At 70.7% G+C, this 17,648-nt stretch carries 10 protein-coding genes; 4 read left to right on the top strand and 6 right to left on the bottom strand.

From position 1 onward, the window contains the following. The first annotated feature begins 211 nt into the window (after positions 1-211). The 4 genes from rplJ to ABZT03_RS04265 all read left to right on the top strand — a co-directional run bounded on the left by rplJ (position 212) and on the right by ABZT03_RS04265 (position 9,343). The gene (rplJ, locus tag ABZT03_RS04280) at positions 212-742 is read left to right on the top strand and encodes a 50S ribosomal protein L10 (protein ID WP_356033253.1); all 531 of its coding nucleotides are present in this window, start codon (positions 212-214) and stop codon (positions 740-742) included. A gap of 109 nt (positions 743-851) precedes the next feature. Continuing rightward, entirely contained in the window at positions 852-1,238 is a 387-nt protein-coding gene (rplL, locus tag ABZT03_RS04275) for a 50S ribosomal protein L7/L12 (protein WP_356033251.1), read from the top strand. A 625-nt stretch (positions 1,239-1,863) separates the two neighbouring features. After that, the gene (gene rpoB, locus ABZT03_RS04270) at positions 1,864-5,349 is read left to right on the top strand and encodes a DNA-directed RNA polymerase subunit beta (RefSeq protein ID WP_356033249.1); all 3,486 of its coding nucleotides are present in this window, start codon (positions 1,864-1,866) and stop codon (positions 5,347-5,349) included. Positions 5,350-5,443: 94 nt separating this feature from the next. Next, positions 5,444-9,343: a DNA-directed RNA polymerase subunit beta' gene (locus ABZT03_RS04265; protein WP_356033247.1), complete on the top strand. Its 3,900-nt coding sequence runs from the start codon at positions 5,444-5,446 to the stop codon at positions 9,341-9,343. 82 nt (positions 9,344-9,425) lie between these two features. On the opposite strand, the gene ABZT03_RS04260 is transcribed toward ABZT03_RS04265, so the two are convergent. The 6 genes from ABZT03_RS04260 to ABZT03_RS04235 form a co-directional block, all read right to left on the bottom strand. Beyond that, positions 9,426-10,340 (bottom strand): M48 family metalloprotease, encoded by a 915-nt coding sequence (locus ABZT03_RS04260; RefSeq protein ID WP_356033243.1) that lies wholly within the window; start codon positions 10,338-10,340, stop codon positions 9,426-9,428. A gap of 1,073 nt (positions 10,341-11,413) precedes the next feature. Next, the gene (locus ABZT03_RS04255) at positions 11,414-11,941 is read right to left on the bottom strand and encodes a Pycsar system effector family protein (protein WP_356033240.1); all 528 of its coding nucleotides are present in this window, start codon (positions 11,939-11,941) and stop codon (positions 11,414-11,416) included. Beyond that, positions 11,938-13,269 (bottom strand): PE-PGRS family protein, encoded by a 1,332-nt coding sequence (locus tag ABZT03_RS04250; RefSeq protein ID WP_356033238.1) that lies wholly within the window; start codon positions 13,267-13,269, stop codon positions 11,938-11,940. Before ABZT03_RS04250 ends, ABZT03_RS04255 begins: the two co-directional genes overlap by 4 nt. A 38-nt stretch (positions 13,270-13,307) precedes the next feature. Beyond that, entirely contained in the window at positions 13,308-15,461 is a 2,154-nt protein-coding gene (locus ABZT03_RS04245) for a hypothetical protein (RefSeq protein WP_356033235.1), read from the bottom strand. After that, on the bottom strand, positions 15,458-16,435 hold the full coding sequence (locus ABZT03_RS04240) for a hypothetical protein (RefSeq protein WP_356033233.1): 978 nt from the start codon (positions 16,433-16,435) through the stop codon (positions 15,458-15,460). Before ABZT03_RS04240 ends, ABZT03_RS04245 begins: the two co-directional genes overlap by 4 nt. 158 nt (positions 16,436-16,593) lie before the next feature. Beyond that, positions 16,594-17,466, bottom strand: coding sequence for a Crp/Fnr family transcriptional regulator (locus ABZT03_RS04235; protein ID WP_356033230.1), 873 nt, complete (start codon positions 17,464-17,466; stop codon positions 16,594-16,596). Between the last annotated feature and the right edge of the window lie 182 nt (positions 17,467-17,648).

Here is a 17,648-nt window from a genome sequence, read left to right as displayed (position 1 = left end):
GTCGTCGCCGTGTGCTCGCAAGAGGGTGCGGTGGCCGAAGGATCCGCTGAACTGCGGACGACCCGCGCAGGTGACTGTGGATGAACTCCCGGGAATCGCCGCTCACGCCGCGAAACCGGTCGAGTCACGCCCCGTGCGCCTGCGCCGGGGCGTTTCGTTTTCCCCGGCCCCTTGCGAGCGGTCCTCATCACCCGGAAGGAGGCCACGCTCTATGGCAAGGCCCGACAAGGCTGCCGCGGTAGCCGAGCTCGCGGACCAGTTCCGCAGCTCGAACGCCGCCGTGCTGACCGAGTACCGGGGTCTCACCGTGGCGCAGCTCAAGACGCTGCGCCGTTCCCTCGGTGAAGACGCCCAGTACGCCGTGGTGAAGAACACGCTGACCAAGATTGCGGCCAACGAGGCCGGGATCTCGACGCTCGACGACCTGTTCAACGGTCCGACGGCGGTCGCCTTCATCACCGGTGACCCGGTGGTGTCGGCGAAGGGTCTTCGTGACTTTGCCAAGGACAACCCGAACCTCGTCATCAAGGGCGGTGTCCTTGACGGCAAGGCGCTCTCCGCCGACGAGATCAAGAAGCTCGCGGACCTCGAGTCCCGCGAGGTTCTGCTCGCCAAGCTGGCGGGTGCCTTCAAGGGCAAGCAGTCCCAGGCTGCCTCGCTCTTCCAGGCGCTGCCCTCGAAGTTCGTCCGCACCGCGGAGGCGCTTCGGGTCAAGCTGGCCGAGCAGGGCGGTGCCGAGTAACTCGGCTCGCGCAGTGACCGCCGCCTGAGGCGACGGTCGTAGCGGGCCGAACGTACGCCCGCCTCACATGTACATCGGCACCAGCCGAATTAGTGGAAGGATCGCCCACATGGCGACGAAGCTGTCCCAGGAAGAGCTGCTCGAGCAGTTCGAGTCCCTCACCCTCATCGAGCTCTCCGAGTTCGTGAAGGCGTTCGAGGAGAAGTTCGACGTCACCGCCGCCGCCGCGGTCGCCGCTGTGGCTCCGGGTGCCCCGGGCGCTCCGGTCGAGGCCGCTGAGGAGCAGGACGAGTTCGACGTCATCCTCACGGGTGCCGGCGAGAAGAAGATCCAGGTCATCAAGGTCGTGCGTGAGCTGACCTCCCTGGGTCTCAAGGAGGCCAAGGACCTCGTGGACGGCGCCCCGAAGCCCGTCCTCGAGAAGGTCGCCAAGGACGCCGCCGAGAAGGCCGCCGAGTCCCTCAAGGGCGCCGGCGCCTCCGTCGAGGTCAAGTAACACCTCACGCGACCGCACGGCCCCGCGCGGGCCGCTGCGGCCGCGGGCGACAGGCCCCGAAAGAGGTCTGTAACGCTGACGCACCGAAGAGCGATCATCCATCCGGGTGGTCGCTCTTCGGCGTTCAGGGGAGGCCGGTTGCGGCTCCTTGCAGGGCGGGATGCGCGGAGTATGGTGATCTTCATCGTGTCTCCGGGCGCCCGTGGTGGCGGCGGCGCGTGACGGTCGCGGCACCAGGTTCGGGCAGTGGGGCCTTGACGAACTGCACGCAGCGCGCAATTCTCAGGACGCGTCGTCACAAGGATCCGGATCCGAGGCATGGATCGACGGCGAAGAGGGCAGTATCAACGTGCATTGAGGGCGTGGGCTTGCGTAGGTGTCGAGAACGACGAGGGTCTCAAAAAACCCGCACTGGACATCAGTGTGCCAAGTGGCTACACTGACCCTTTGCGCTGCCTGTTAGCTGCTCCCTGCCCGTCACCAGGGGCATGCCCTCACTTGAGCACAGACGACCAGACCGTTCTGACCTGGCCCTATCCGGGCCGTGAAGGAAACGTCTGTCCCTGTGCACGGGAGAGGGACCGGTACGCGCGTAGTGAGTCCGAGCCCTCGGAAGGACCCCCTCTTGGCCGCCTCGCGCACTGCCTCGACCGCGAATATGAACAACGGCGCCAGCACCGCCCCGCTGCGCATCTCCTTTGCAAAGATCAAGGAGCCCCTCGAGGTTCCGAACCTTCTTGCGCTGCAGACCGAAAGTTTCGACTGGCTGCTCGGCAACGACGCGTGGAAGGCTCGTGTCGAGGCGGCTCTGGACAGTGGACAGGACGTCCCCAGGAAGTCCGGTCTGGAGGAGATCTTCGAGGAGATCTCCCCGATCGAGGACTTCTCCGGGTCGATGTCCCTGACGTTCCGTGACCACCGCTTCGAGCCTCCCAAGAACTCCATCGACGAGTGCAAGGAGCGCGACTTCACGTTCGCCGCGCCGCTCTTCGTCACCGCCGAGTTCACCAACAACGAGACCGGCGAGATCAAGTCCCAGACGGTCTTCATGGGCGACTTCCCGCTCATGACCAACAAGGGCACCTTCGTCATCAACGGCACCGAGCGTGTCGTCGTGTCGCAGCTCGTCCGCTCGCCGGGTGTCTACTTCGACTCCTCGATCGACAAGACGTCCGACAAGGACATCTTCTCCTCCAAGATCATCCCGTCCCGGGGTGCCTGGCTGGAGATGGAGATCGACAAGCGCGACATGGTCGGCGTCCGCATCGACCGCAAGCGCAAGCAGTCCGTCACCGTCCTCCTCAAGGCGCTCGGCTGGACGACCGAGCAGATCATCGAGGAGTTCGGCGAGTACGAGTCCATGCGCGCCACCCTGGAGAAGGACCACACCCAGGGCCAGGACGACGCGCTGCTCGACATCTACCGCAAGCTGCGTCCGGGCGAACCGCCCACCCGTGAGGCCGCGCAGACGCTGCTCGAGAACCTCTACTTCAACCCCAAGCGCTACGACCTCGCCAAGGTCGGCCGCTACAAGGTCAACAAGAAGCTGGGTGCGGACGCGCCGCTGGACGCGGGCGTCCTGACCGTCGAGGACATCATCTCGACGATCAAGTACCTGGTGAAGCTGCACGCCGGCGAGACGGAGACGACCTCCGACAGTGGCCAGACGATCGTCGTCGAGACCGACGACATCGACCACTTCGGCAACCGTCGTCTGCGCAGTGTCGGCGAGCTCATCCAGAACCAGGTCCGTACGGGTCTGGCGCGTATGGAGCGTGTCGTCCGCGAGCGCATGACGACCCAGGACGTCGAGGCGATCACGCCGCAGACCCTGATCAACATCCGGCCGGTCGTCGCCTCCATCAAGGAGTTCTTCGGCACCAGCCAGCTGTCGCAGTTCATGGACCAGAACAACCCGCTGTCGGGTCTCACCCACAAGCGCCGTCTGTCGGCTCTTGGCCCGGGTGGTCTCTCCCGTGAGCGGGCCGGCTTCGAGGTCCGTGACGTGCACCCCTCGCACTACGGCCGCATGTGCCCGATCGAGACGCCCGAAGGCCCGAACATCGGTCTGATCGGCTCGCTCGCCTCCTACGGCCGGGTCAACGCGTTCGGCTTCGTCGAGACGCCGTACCGCCGGGTCACCGACGGCATCGTCACCGACGAGGTCGACTACCTCACGGCCGACGAGGAGGACCGCTTCGTCATCGCGCAGGCCAACGCCACGCTCAACGACGACATGCGGTTCACCGAGAACCGCGTCCTGGTCCGCCGCCGTGGCGGCGAGGTCGACTACGTCGCCGGTGACGACGTGGACTACATGGACGTCTCGCCGCGCCAGATGGTGTCGGTCGCGACCGCCATGATCCCGTTCCTCGAGCACGACGACGCCAACCGTGCCCTCATGGGCGCGAACATGATGCGCCAGGCGGTGCCGCTCATCAAGAGCGAGTCCCCGCTCGTCGGCACCGGCATGGAGTACCGCTCCGCCGTCGACGCCGGCGACGTGGTCAAGGCCGAGAAGGACGGTGTGGTCCAGGAGGTCTCCGCGGACTACATCACCACCGCCAACGACGACGGCACGTACATCACGTACCGCCTCGCCAAGTTCTCGCGCTCCAACCAGGGCACCTCGGTGAACCAGAAGGTCATCGTCAACGAGGGCGACCGGATCATCACCGGTCAGGTCCTCGCCGACGGTCCGGCCACCGAGAACGGCGAGATGGCGCTGGGCAAGAACCTGCTCGTGGCGTTCATGCCGTGGGAGGGTCACAACTACGAGGACGCGATCATCCTGTCGCAGCGCCTCGTGCAGGACGACGTCCTCTCCTCGATCCACATCGAGGAGCACGAGGTCGACGCCCGTGACACCAAGCTCGGCCCCGAGGAGATCACCCGGGACATCCCGAACGTCTCCGAGGAGGTCCTCGCCGACCTCGACGAGCGCGGCATCATCCGGATCGGTGCCGAGGTCGTCGCCGGCGACATCCTCGTCGGCAAGGTCACGCCCAAGGGCGAGACCGAGCTGACGCCCGAGGAGCGCCTGCTGCGCGCGATCTTCGGCGAGAAGGCCCGTGAGGTCCGTGACACCTCGCTGAAGGTGCCGCACGGCGAGATCGGCAAGGTCATCGGCGTCCGCGTCTTCGACCGTGAAGAGGGCGACGAGCTGCCGCCGGGCGTGAACCAGCTGGTTCGTGTCTACGTGGCGCAGAAGCGCAAGATCACGGACGGTGACAAGCTCGCCGGCCGTCACGGCAACAAGGGCGTCATCTCCAAGATCCTGCCCATCGAGGACATGCCGTTCCTCGAGGACGGGACGCCGGTCGACATCATCCTGAACCCGCTGGGTGTGCCGTCCCGAATGAACCCGGGACAGGTCCTGGAGATCCACCTCGGCTGGCTCGCCAGCCGCGGCTGGGACGTCTCCGGCCTCGGCGAGGACTGGGCGAAGCGTCTGCAGGTCATCGGTGCCGACCAGGTCGACCCGGGTACCAACGTCGCCACCCCCGTCTTCGACGGTGCGCGTGAGGACGAGCTCGCGGGTCTGCTGAACCACACCATCCCGAACCGCGACGGCGACCGCATGGTCCTCCCGTCCGGCAAGGCGAGGATGTTCGACGGCCGCTCCGGCGAGCCGTTCCCGGAGCCGATCTCGGTCGGTTACATGTACATCCTCAAGCTGCACCACCTGGTCGACGACAAGCTGCACGCCCGCTCGACCGGTCCGTACTCGATGATCACCCAGCAGCCGCTGGGTGGTAAGGCCCAGTTCGGTGGCCAGCGCTTCGGTGAGATGGAGGTGTGGGCGCTGGAGGCATACGGCGCCGCCTACGCCCTCCAGGAGCTGCTGACCATCAAGTCCGACGACGTGACCGGCCGCGTGAAGGTCTACGAGGCCATCGTCAAGGGCGAGAACATCCCCGAGCCCGGCATCCCCGAGTCCTTCAAGGTGCTCATCAAAGAGATGCAGTCCCTGTGCCTCAACGTGGAGGTGCTGTCCTCGGACGGCATGTCCATCGAGATGCGCGACACCGACGAGGACGTCTTCCGCGCGGCGGAGGAGCTTGGCATCGACCTGTCCCGGCGTGAGCCGAGCAGCGTCGAAGAGGTCTGACGGGAGTTCGGAGGCCTTCGCGATGAAGGCCTCCGGCCCCAGGACCCCCGTATCAGACCCCATGACTTACAACCCTGAGAGGGATTGACGCATAGTGCTCGACGTCAACTTCTTCGACGAGCTCCGGATCGGTCTGGCCACCGCTGACGACATCCGTCAGTGGAGCCACGGCGAGGTCAAGAAGCCCGAGACGATCAACTACCGCACGCTCAAGCCCGAGAAGGACGGACTCTTCTGCGAGAAGATCTTCGGTCCGACCCGGGACTGGGAGTGCTACTGCGGCAAGTACAAGCGTGTCCGGTTCAAGGGCATCATCTGTGAGCGCTGCGGCGTCGAGGTCACTCGCGCCAAGGTGCGTCGTGAGCGGATGGGCCACATCGAACTGGCCGCCCCCGTCACGCACATCTGGTACTTCAAGGGCGTCCCGTCGCGCCTCGGCTACCTGCTCGACCTCGCCCCGAAGGACCTCGAGAAGGTCATCTACTTCGCGGCGTACATGATCACGTACGTCGACGACGAGCGCCGTACGCGTGACCTGCCCTCGCTGGAGGCGCACGTCTCCGTCGAGCGTCAGCAGGTCGAGAACCGTCGCGACTCCGACCTGGAGGCCCGCGCCAAGAAGCTCGAGACCGACCTGGCCGAGCTCGAGGCCGAGGGTGCCAAGGCCGACGTGCGCCGCAAGGTGCGCGAAGGCGCCGAGCGGGAGATGAAGCAGCTGCGCGACCGTGCGCAGCGCGAGATCGACCGTCTCGACGAGGTGTGGACCCGGTTCAAGAACCTCAAGGTCCAGGACCTCGAGGGCGACGAGCTGCTCTACCGCGAGCTGCGTGACCGCTTCGGCACGTACTTCGACGGTTCGATGGGTGCCGCGGCGCTGCAGAAGCGCCTGGAGTCCTTCGACCTCGACGAGGAGGCCGAGCGCCTCCGCGAGATCATCCGCACCGGCAAGGGCCAGAAGAAGACCCGTGCGCTCAAGCGCCTCAAGGTCGTCTCCGCGTTCCTGCAGACCAGCAACAGCCCCAAGGGCATGGTGCTCGACTGCGTGCCGGTCATCCCGCCGGACCTCCGCCCGATGGTGCAGCTGGACGGTGGCCGCTTCGCGACCTCCGACCTGAACGACCTGTACCGCCGTGTGATCAACCGCAACAACCGCCTGAAGCGGCTTCTCGACCTCGGCGCGCCCGAGATCATCGTGAACAACGAGAAGCGCATGCTCCAGGAGGCCGTCGACGCGCTCTTCGACAACGGCCGTCGTGGCCGCCCGGTGACGGGCCCCGGCAACCGTCCGCTGAAGTCGCTGTCCGACATGCTCAAGGGCAAGCAGGGTCGCTTCCGTCAGAACCTGCTCGGCAAGCGCGTGGACTACTCCGCGCGTTCCGTGATCGTCGTCGGTCCGCAGCTGAAGCTGCACCAGTGCGGTCTGCCGAAGGCGATGGCGCTGGAGCTCTTCAAGCCGTTCGTGATGAAGCGCCTGGTCGACCTGAACCACGCGCAGAACATCAAGAGCGCCAAGCGGATGGTCGAGCGCGGCCGCACGGTCGTGTACGACGTCCTCGAAGAGGTCATCGCCGAGCACCCGGTTCTGCTGAACCGTGCGCCCACGCTGCACCGCCTCGGCATCCAGGCCTTCGAGCCGCAGCTGGTCGAGGGCAAGGCCATCCAGATCCACCCGCTCGTCTGCACCGCGTTCAACGCGGACTTCGACGGTGACCAGATGGCCGTCCACCTGCCGCTCTCCGCGGAGGCGCAGGCCGAGGCCCGCATCCTGATGCTGTCCTCGAACAACATCCTCAAGCCCGCCGACGGCCGTCCGGTGACGATGCCGACCCAGGACATGGTCCTCGGTCTGTTCTTCCTCACCACCGACGGTGAACTGCGTGACGTCAAGGGTGAGGGCCGTGCGTTCGGCTCCTCCGCCGAGGCGACCATGGCGTTCGACAACGGCGAGCTCGCGCTCCAGTCGGCGATCGACATCCGCTTCCCGGTGGGCACCATCCCGCCGCGCGGCTGGACCCCGCCGGCGCAGGAGGAGGGTGAGCCGGAGTGGCAGCAGGGTGACTCCTTCCGCCTGCGGACGACCCTGGGCCGCGCGCTCTTCAACGAGCTGCTGCCCGAGGACTACCCGTTCGTCGACTACTCGGTGGGCAAGAAGCAGCTCTCCGAGATCGTCAACGACCTGGCCGAGCGCTACCCCAAGGTCATCGTGGCGGCGACGCTCGACAACCTGAAGGCGGCCGGCTTCTTCTGGGCGACCCGTTCCGGTGTCACCGTGGCCATCTCCGACATCGTCGTTCCCGAGGCGAAGGTGGAGATCGTCAAGGGCTACGAGGCGCAGGACGAGAAGGTCCAGAAGCAGTACGAGCGCGGTCTGATCACCAAGGACGAGCGCACGCAGGAACTCATCGCGATCTGGACCAAGGCGACCAACGAGGTCGCCGAGGCGATGAACGCGAACTTCCCGAAGACGAACCCCATCTTCATGATGGTCGACTCGGGTGCCCGAGGAAACATGATGCAGATGCGTCAGATCGCGGGTATGCGTGGTCTGGTGTCGAACGCCAAGAACGAGACGATCCCGCGTCCGATCAAGGCGTCCTTCCGTGAGGGTCTGTCCGTCCTGGAGTACTTCATCTCCACCCACGGTGCCCGTAAGGGTCTCGCGGACACCGCCCTGCGTACCGCCGACTCGGGTTACCTGACCCGTCGTCTGGTGGACGTCTCGCAGGACGTCATCATCCGCGAGGAGGACTGCGGCACCGAGCGCGGTCTGAAGCTGCGGATCGCCTCGAAGGACGCCAGTGGCGTGCTGCGCAAGGCGGAGGACGTGGAGACCAGCGTCTACGCCCGCATGCTCGCCGAGGACGTCGTCATCGACGGCAAGGTGATCGCGCCGGCCAACGTGGACCTGGGCGACGTGCTCATCGACCAGCTCGTGCACCACGGTGTCGAGGAGGTCAAGACGCGTTCGATCCTGACCTGCGAGTCGCACGTCGGCACCTGTGCCATGTGCTACGGCCGCTCCCTGGCCACCGGCAAGCTGGTCGACATCGGTGAGGCGGTCGGCATCATCGCCGCCCAGTCCATCGGTGAGCCCGGTACCCAGCTGACGATGCGTACCTTCCACACCGGTGGTGTGGCCGGTGACGACATCACGCAGGGTCTGCCGCGTGTCGTCGAGCTCTTCGAGGCCCGTACCCCGAAGGGTGTCGCCCCGATCTCCGAGTCCTCGGGCCGCGTGCGGATCGAGGAGACCGAGAAGACCAAGAAGCTCGTCATCACGCCGGACGACGGAAGCGAGGAGATCGCGTTCCCGATCTCCAAGCGCGCCCGACTCCTGGTCAGCGAGGGCGAGCACGTCGAGGTGGGCCAGAAGCTCACCGTGGGTGCCACCAACCCGCACGACGTGCTGCGCATCCTGGGTCAGCGTGCCGTCCAGGTCCACCTGGTCGGCGAGGTCCAGAAGGTCTACAACTCGCAGGGTGTGTCGATCCACGACAAGCACATCGAGATCATCATCCGGCAGATGCTGCGCCGGGTGACGATCATCGAGTCGGGCGACGCGGAGCTGCTGCCCGGCGAGCTGGTCGAGCGTTCGAAGTTCGAGACCGAGAACCGTCGTGTGGTCCAGGAAGGCGGCCACCCGGCCTCCGGCCGTCCGCAGCTGATGGGTATCACCAAGGCCTCGCTGGCGACCGAGTCGTGGCTGTCGGCGGCGTCCTTCCAGGAGACGACCAGGGTTCTGACGGACGCGGCGATCAACGCCAAGTCCGACTCCCTGATCGGCCTCAAGGAGAACGTCATCATCGGTAAGCTCATCCCGGCCGGTACGGGTCTGTCCCGCTACCGCAACATCCGGGTCGAGCCGACCGAGGAGGCCAAGGCCGCGATGTACTCGGCCGTCGGCTACGACGACATCGACTACTCGCCGTTCGGCACCGGCTCCGGCCAGGCCGTCCCGCTGGAGGACTACGACTACGGTCCGTACAACCAGTAAGCAAGCAGCTTGATCCGAAGGGCGCCCACCCCGTCTCGTACGGGGTGGGCGCCCTTCGGCGTGTCCGTCTCCTGCCCGTGGCTCAGCGGGTCAGGCGCAGGTACGGCTCCAGTTCGGTCATGCGGGTCTGGTTGTCGGGGTGGGTGGACAGCAGCCTGGCCAGGGTGCCGGGCCGGCTGAGCTTCTGGCCCTGGGCGACGAGGGCCGCCTTGGCCGCGGTCTCCTCGGCCTCGAAGTGGTACAGCACTTCGGCGAGTTGACGGGCGAAGCCGAGTTCGGCGGCCTGCCGGTCGGCGCGCAGTTCGCCGCGCCGGCCCGCGTAGGCGAGCAGGTAGGGGGCGGCGACCAGCGGGAGGGTGATGTACCAGGCGGCGAAGAACGCGGCCATCACCATCATGCCCATGAAGAGGATCAGGAAGCCGGTCGCCGCCATGGAGAACACCCGGGCCACGGCGATCGCGAACCGTGCCAGGCCCCTGGTCGCCGCCCAGGCGATCCGGCCGGGCAGCGAGTACCAGTAGCCGAGCAGCCCGGCCCAGGCGTGACCGCCGGTGTGGTGACCGAGTTCATGGGCGAGTACGGCGGCGAGGTTGCTGCTCGGGATCCGGTTCAGGGCGTACGTCGTGACGCTGACGACATGGCCGGCGACCGCCGACGCGTTCAGTTCCTCGCTGCTTTCCACCATCAGCTCGTAGCTGCCCGGTTCGATGCCTGCGCGGGCGGTGACCTCGTGCCAGACGGGCTCGAGCCGGGCCCGTTCGTCGGGCGCCGGCTGCCGGAGCTTGAGCACGTGCCGGGCGAACGCCAGCTCGGTGGGCCGGTGGAAGACGAGCAGTCCGGAGGCGACCCAGGCCACGATCACGAACGTCCCCACGACGCTCCCGAGCAGCCCCACGGCCAGCGAACTCACCAGCGCCAGGCTCACCAGCGCCCCCGGCAACTGCACCGCGAGCCGCCCGACCGCGGTGGCGTCGGCGCCCCGCTGATGCTCGGCCACATGCAGCCGGGCACCACGGTGCCGGTAGTCGAGGTCGTCGGGGGCGGGGTCGGGGTCGGGAGCGGGCGGGGGAGCGGTCCCGGCGGCGGGTCCGACTGCGGCCGGATCGGGGTAGGACGGGCCGGGGCCGGGCGGGGACGGGGCTGTGGCCGGGTAGGCGTATGCCGGATCCGCGCCGGGGTGGGCCGGACCGGAGCCGGGGTAGGCCGGGCCTGGCCAGGGATAGGTCGGTGCGGGGTCCGTGCCCGGGTACGCCGAGGCCGATCCGCTCGGGGGCCGGCCGGAGACGGGGCCTGGCCCCGGGTGAGCGGGCCCTGCCCCCGGGTGGGCCGGGCCGGAACCGGGGTAGGCGGGACCTGCCCCGGGATAGGTCGGCGCGGAACTCGGTTGCGCGGCGGTCGGGTTGGGGTAGGTGCCGCCCGGTCCGGGATGGGCCGGGCCGGATCCCGCGGTGCCGGGGCTGGTTTTGGGATACGCCGGTCCCGAACCCGGGTGGGAAGCGGCGGAGTCCGGGTAGGCGGGACCTGGTCCCGGGTGGCCGCCCGGTTCCGGATAGGCCGGGCCCGACCGCGTGGAGCCGGGGCTCGTTCCGGGGTGGGCCGGTCCCGAACCCGGGTGGGAAGCGGCGGAGTTCGGATTGGCGGGACCTGGTCCCGGGTGGCCGCCCGGTGCCGGATAGGCCGGGCCCGACCGCGTGGAGCCGGGGTTCGCTTCAGGGTAGGCAGGCCCCGAACTCGGTTGACCAGCTGCCGAGTTCGGATAGGCGGGACCCGACCCCGGGTAGGGCGGTTCCGGGGTCGCGGAGGCCAGGGGCGCTCCTGGCTGCGACCGTTGCCGGGGTTGTGATCCCGGAGCGGACGCGGGGCCCGGGATGGCGATGTGCGGGTACGGCGGCTCCGGGTACGCCGGGCCCGGGACGGCGGTGCCGGGGTGTGGGGGCTGCGGGTGGGCGGGGCCCGGCGCGGCGGCGTCGGGGTACGGCGGCTCCGGGTAGGCGGGTGTGCCGGGGCGTGGGTGGGCGGGGTCGGTCGGGACGGGGGGCTGGGACATGGCGGCTCCTTCGGGGCGGCGCGTCAGCCGATGAGCGGGGCGGTGGGCAGCAGCAGGGTGCCGACGCAGAAGGCGATCAGGCCGGCCCGGATCCAGCGGTGCTTGGACAGGGCGATCCCGCTGTTCTCCGCGAGGGAGGCCAGCAGACCGGCGGCCGGGTCGCGGTCGGTGTCGGCGAGCGCCTCGGCGAGCCGGCCCTCGCGCACGGCCTGCTGGATGTCGCCGAAGTAGCACAGGGGCCGCCCGGCGGCCCAGGTGCGGGCGCGGTAGCGGGGCAGCACGGCCAGCAGCAGGGAGACCAGCGACAGGGCCAGCGCGGCCGTCCCCGTCCACCACAGCGCGGCCGCCGGAGCGGACAGCCGCCCCGGCGACCAGTCCCGGCCCGCCAGCAGCGCGGTGAACACGCCGGCCGTCATGCCGAGGGCCCCCACCAGCACGGACGCCTTGGTGTCGGCGCGCGCGATCTCGCCCCGCACCTCGCCGAGCAGCCGCTCCGCGGTCCGGTGCGCCGCCGTCGCGGGGGCGGGGGCCGCGGTGTCGGGAACGGTCACGCGGACCCCGCCTCGGGCGTCTGCGCCGGATACGCCCCCGGGGCGGGCGGCACGGCGGGGGCGGGCCCGTCGGCGACGGGGGACACGGGCGGCGGGGGAGGCGTGGGAACGGCGTACAGCGTCTGCTCGTACGACCCGGCGGACCCCTGTGCCGCCGGGTCGTACGGGACCTGCGCGGGGGCCTGGGGCGCACCGTACGGCGCCGCGGGCCCGCCCGGGGTGTAGGTCTGCGGGCCGGGGGCGTACGGCTGCTGACCGGGCGGGTACGGCTGCGACGGGGCGTACGGCTGCTGCGGGGCCGGCGCTCCCGGGTAGGGGGGCTGCGGCGGCCCGCCGTGGGGCTGCTGCGGGGGTTCTCCCGGGGGGAGGGCGGGGGGCGGCGTCTGTTCGCGCAGCAGGTCGTCCACGGACCGCAGGACGGACTTGGCCGACTCCGCCTTCTGGAAGTCCTCCAGGCTGTCCCCGGCGATCACCTGCAACTCCTTGCGGATCGCGCCGAGTTGGTCCTTCTGGAGGGTCTGGATCACCATCCGGGTGTCCCTGGGGTGCGCGGCGAGGTGGAAGGCCCAGGCGCCGACCCCGCCGTGCTGGAGGTGGTGCTGGTAGAAGGCGATCTTCTGGGCGATCAGCTCCTGCGACTGGTGCTCGCGCAGCACCTCCAGCTCGTGTTCCAGGCGGGCCTGCCGCAGCCGGTACTCGTGCTCGGGGTCGAGCATCTCCGACTCGTAGCGGAGGGTCCGCCGGCGCCGGCGGTGGGCGATCGCGTCGTCGTCCAGCCGCAGCCGCACCACGCACGACACGGTGAGCCCGGTGCCCGCGGCGAAGTCACCCGCCTCCTCCACCGCCCGCTGGACGGCCCGCTCGGCGGCGGAGCTGTCGTCGATGGCGAAGCGCCGGGTGACCGGCCGGGCCGCCTGCTGGAGTTCGCGGGTCAGCCGGGTCGGCACGTCCCGCTCGCCGCTCACCACGTACGCGATCGGGTCCGCGACCCGCCAGGTCAGGTCGGCGGTGACGCCGAACGCGAACGCGTCGTCGTCACTGGGGAGTTCGAGTTCCAGCTGCACGGGGTGGCTGCCCATGTCCACCTCGTAGACGGAGGTGTAGCGGCGGGTCGCCGCCTCCGCGCGGCTCGGCCGGTGCGGCGGCATGAAGACGTCGTAGGAGCCGCCCGCGGTGACGAACACCAGGGCGTGGTCGATCGCGCCGACCTGTCTGCGGGCCGTGTAGTCGAACCGTGAGATGGGGCGCACGGTCAGCACCGGGTCGATCAGCGCCGTGTGCCGGTCGGCCTGTTGCTGCCACTCCGGCGGCCGGCGGAAGTCCGTCATGGGTCACTCCTCGTGGGTGGTTCGGTGCGTGGGGCGGTTCAGTGCGCGGACGCCGGGTGCAGTACGGCGAGCAGCCGGTCGGCCGGCGCGGGGCGCGGGCCGCCGTCCTCGGCGCGCAGCGTGCGCAGCGCGTGGTCGAGCCGTTTGCGGTCGTCCGCGGTGACGACCAGCGCGGGCAGCAGCAGCTCCAGCGCCATGGCGGTGTCCGCGCGGCGGACGGCGACGTGCACCCAGGTGCGCAGGGCGTCCAGGGCCGGGCGGGTGTGGGTGCGGTCGTTGAGGGCGGTGCGCCACAGGGTGGCGAGGTCGCGGGCCGCGTCGGCCTCGTACATGCCGGTCTCGGCGTACCAGCCGACGAGCCCGCCGTCCTCGGCGTTGTCGCAGGCGCGCACGAAGGCGGCGAGGGCGAGGTCGCGGACCGCGGGGGTGTCCAGGTACAGCAGCCGTACGAACTCGGCGAGCACCTCCGCGCGGCGCCGGCCCGGGCCGCCGGACAGCAGCAGGGCGGCGGACTCGGTGAGGTTGGCGTACTCGGCGGGACTGCTGGCGTCGACCCGGGCGCGGGCGGCGAGCGCGCCGAGCGCGGGCCCGGCCAGGTCGGGGCGGAGCGGGGCGAGCAGGCCCAGGGCGCGGATGGCCGTCCAGCGGCGGCCCGGGTGGGTGTCGGAGCACCACTGGGTGAGCAGCCGCAGGACGACGGGCAGGTCCAGGAGCAGGGCGAGCGTCAGCGTGTTCGCGGCGGTGACGCGGGGGCCGAAGGCGCGGGACCTGGCCCAGCCGTCGACCAGGAGCGCCATCGCCGAGGGCAGGTCGGCGGCGGCCAGCAGCGCGGTGGCCGCGGCGGCCCGGGTGCGCACCAACGGGCGTCCGTCGCGGGCGAGTTGGCGCAGCCACTCGACGAGGGCCGGGCGGGCCGAGGGGTGGTTCGTCCACACCTCGGTGAGCAGGACCCGCGGGGTGCGTTCGTCGCGGAAGCGGGACACGAACTGGGGCACCGCGCCCCATTCCGTCTGCTCGTCGCGGAGTTCGCCCTCGGCCCGGGCGAGCGCGAGCCGGTCCTCGGCGGTCGGCCCGAACACCGGGATCTCCGGGGACTGTTCGGGGTGCTGGAGCCGCTGGAAGTGGACGAACAGCTTGTCGGCGAGTTCGGCGGCGAGGACGTAGGGGGCCTGGTCGAAGACGGCGAGGGAGAGCAGGAACGCCTTGTCCCGCAGGCCGGCCGCCGGGTCGCTGAGCCAGTCGCGGCACTGCTTCTCCACCGTGGCCTGCCCGAAGTCGGCGAGCCCGGCCAGCGCCCGCGGGCTGCCGTCGTAGGCGGTCAGCGCCTGGGCGAACGCGGCCGCCTCGGCCGGCCGCCGGTCCGGGGCGGCGAGGAAGCCGGTCACCGGTTCCAGGGCCAGCAGTGCCTCGGCGTCGTCCGGCCGGTGCCTGGCCAGCAGCGCCCGTACGACGTCCGGGGCGCCCGGCGGGACCCAGGCGCACGGGGTGACGCCCGGCAGGTGCGGCGAGTTCTCGACGGTGACCACGAGGTAGCCGCCGGACGTCCGCAGCTGGTCGCGGGCCGCGAAGAGGTGGGTGTCGCGCAGCGGACGGTTGCGGCTCAGTGGCAGGTCGCGCAGGACGTGTCCGCCGGGCCGGGTGAGCCGCCCGCTCAGCGCGGCCGGCGCGGTCTCCGGGCTCAGGGCGTGGACGGCGCTGACGCCCAGGCGGTGCAGCAGCATCAGGGCGGCGGCGTTGCGGCCGGTGGCGTGGGCGCCGCGGAGGACCAGGACGCGTTCCTCGCGCAGCCGCTCCAGGGCGGCGTCGAAGGCGGGGCCGGCGGCGAACACCGCGGCCAGCGCCTCCAGACGCTCCCGGGGTATCTCACCGGAGGCGTCCTGGGCGGTGGTGGCCGGGCCGTGGTGGTGGACCTCGGTCCTGCCGCCGAGGTAGACGTCACCGCGGACGTGCCCGCCGGACACGCCGTGCTGGGAACCGCCGACCAGGCTGCCGCCGAAGCCGGTCCCGTCGCCGAGGATGAAGTCGGGGGTGTGGGCGAACAGTTCGCGCTGGGCGGCCCGCGCCTCCTGGGTCCGCTCCTCGTCCGGCTCCTGCCCGTCGTCGCCGTGCGGTTCCCGGTACGGCGTGGGCTGCTGCGCCGGGATCGTCGCCGGGTCGTCGGGGCCGGCGTCCCCGGCCTCGGACACCGTCACGACTCCTCACCCGCCGTGCCGCCCAGGTGGACGTCCCCGGTGACCTGCCCACCGGACACCCCGTGCTGGTCCCCGGCCACCAGAGCACCCCCGAACCTGGGCGACCCACTGCCGAAGTTGAAGACGGGGCCGGGCGAGGGGGTGGGGGCGGGGGGCTGCAGCGGGGCCGGGGCCGCAGCCGGAGCCGGAGTCGACACCGCGGCCGGCCGTCCGGCGGCGGACTCCCGGGGCCGGGCGACAGCCGGCTCCGCGCCAGCCGACTCGGTCGGGGGCGACGCGACGAGAGCCCCCTCCGCCGCGGTCGACCCCGCCGCGGCCGCCCCGGTCGAGCCCGGCGCCACCGCCCCCGGCCCGCCCGATCCCCGTCCCCCCGACTCCGCCGGCTCCCCGCCGCCCGCCCCCGTCTCGAACCCCGCCGGGACGGGGCCGTGCAGCCAGGCCGGCAGCGGGCCGTTCTTGCTGGCCGGCGTCACCCGGTGGAACTCCGCGGCCGGGACGCCGTGGTGGTCGTGGCGGACGATGCCGGCGTGCACGCCCTCCGACACGCACAACGCGAATCCGGACGCCCGCTCGCGCAGCGCCGCCCGCAGCAGCTGCGCGTCGAGCAGACGGCAGGCGTGGTTGAGGTCGGCGCCGACCCAGCCGCCGTGCTCGTCGACGGCCACGTATCCGGTGGCCACCACGCCCCGCAGCCGGATGCGGGCCGAGCCGGCGGCGATCCGGTTGTAGCCGTGCAGCTGGGCCGGGACCTCGGTGAGCAGGGACCGCAGCAGTGCCGTCACGGAGGCGTTGGCGTCGATCAGCTCCATCACCGAGTCACCGCGGTCGGCCCGCAGGCGCAGCGTCTCGTCGATGCCGGCGTGCTCCAGGGCGCGGTCGGTGATGTCGTAGAGGACACGGCGCAGGTACGCCTGCTCCACGTCGTCGCGGTCGCTGTACTTCTCGATGTCGAGCAGAAGGATCGTGCGGCTCACGGGGTCCGGCATGGTCGCCTTTCGGTCGCGGGCGGGGTGCGCGGGGGCGGCGCGCCCCCGGGACGGGAAAGCGTGGCGCGGCCGGTGGTGCGGCCGTGAGGACGGATGACGCACTGGAACTGTGACGGTGTGCACACACGGCCCGCCGGGCCCAGGGCTCACTCGGCTTCCTCGGCCCGCGCGATCCTGCGCAGCACGCCGGGCCGGACGATGACCAGGGCCCGTCGCCCCGTGGTCACCACCCCGCGCTCACGCAGCTCCTTGAGCAGCCGCTGCACCGCCTCGCGCGAGGCCCCCACCGAGCCGGCGAGCTCCTGTTTGCTCAGCGGCACGGACAGTTCCACCCCTTCGGCGGTACGGCGGCCGTGGGTGCGGGCGAGGTCGAGGAGCAGGGCCGCGAACCGCTCCCTGACGCTCATCGAGGCGAACTCCAGCCGGCGCCGGTCGGCCGCGCGGGTGCGGTCCGAGGTGAGGCCGAGCAGGGCGAAGGAGGTGGCGGGGGAGCGGTTCAGGAAGTCCGTGAAGCGTTCGCGCTGTACGGCGACGGTCCGTACGGCCTCCAGCGCGGTCACGGTCGCCGAGCGGGTCCGGCCGGTCAGCGCGGCGGACTCGCCGACGACGTCACCGGGGCCGCGCAGGGCGAGCAGGGCCTCGTAGCCGTTGGCGGCGGCCGCGGTCACCTTGGTCCAGCCGGCCACGATGAACAGGACGTGCGAGGAGGGCTCGCTCTGGTGGAGGAGGACCATCCGGGGCGCGAAGGACAGCTCACGGCCGAGGGCGAGGAGTGCGGCCCGGTCCGCCTGCTCCAGCCGGGCGAGGAAGGGCACCCGGTCGTCGAGAGCGTCGTCCCCGGGAAGGCCACCGGCCAGCCCGTCGGCCAGCCCGTCGGCCAGCCCGTCGGCCAGCCCGTCGGCCAGGCCGCCGGTCGGGCCGACCCTCGGCCCGTACGGCGGGATGCCGGGCAGGCCGGAAGGTAATTCGCCCGGTATGTCCCCGGGCTCCGGCGTGCCGGCCCAGCGTTCGGCTGTCATCGTTCCCGCCCCCCACGCGTCAGCGACGGCTCAACGTACTGAAGGGGAGGAGGGGGCGAGGCCCGAACGGCGGGGATTCACACCGAAGTGCCAACTACCAGAGATGGGGAACCAGAACAAGCCCGGCGTGTCGGGGTGGACGGCATTTGTTTTGACCGAAGTCGTTGAGGTAGGTACGCTCA

The organism is Streptomyces sp. NPDC005574, from assembly GCF_040605435.1.
In the GTDB taxonomy this organism is placed as follows: domain Bacteria; phylum Actinomycetota; class Actinomycetes; order Streptomycetales; family Streptomycetaceae; genus Streptomyces.
Note: the sequence above shows the minus strand (reverse complement) of the source record. Positions and strands in the feature narration are given on the sequence as shown.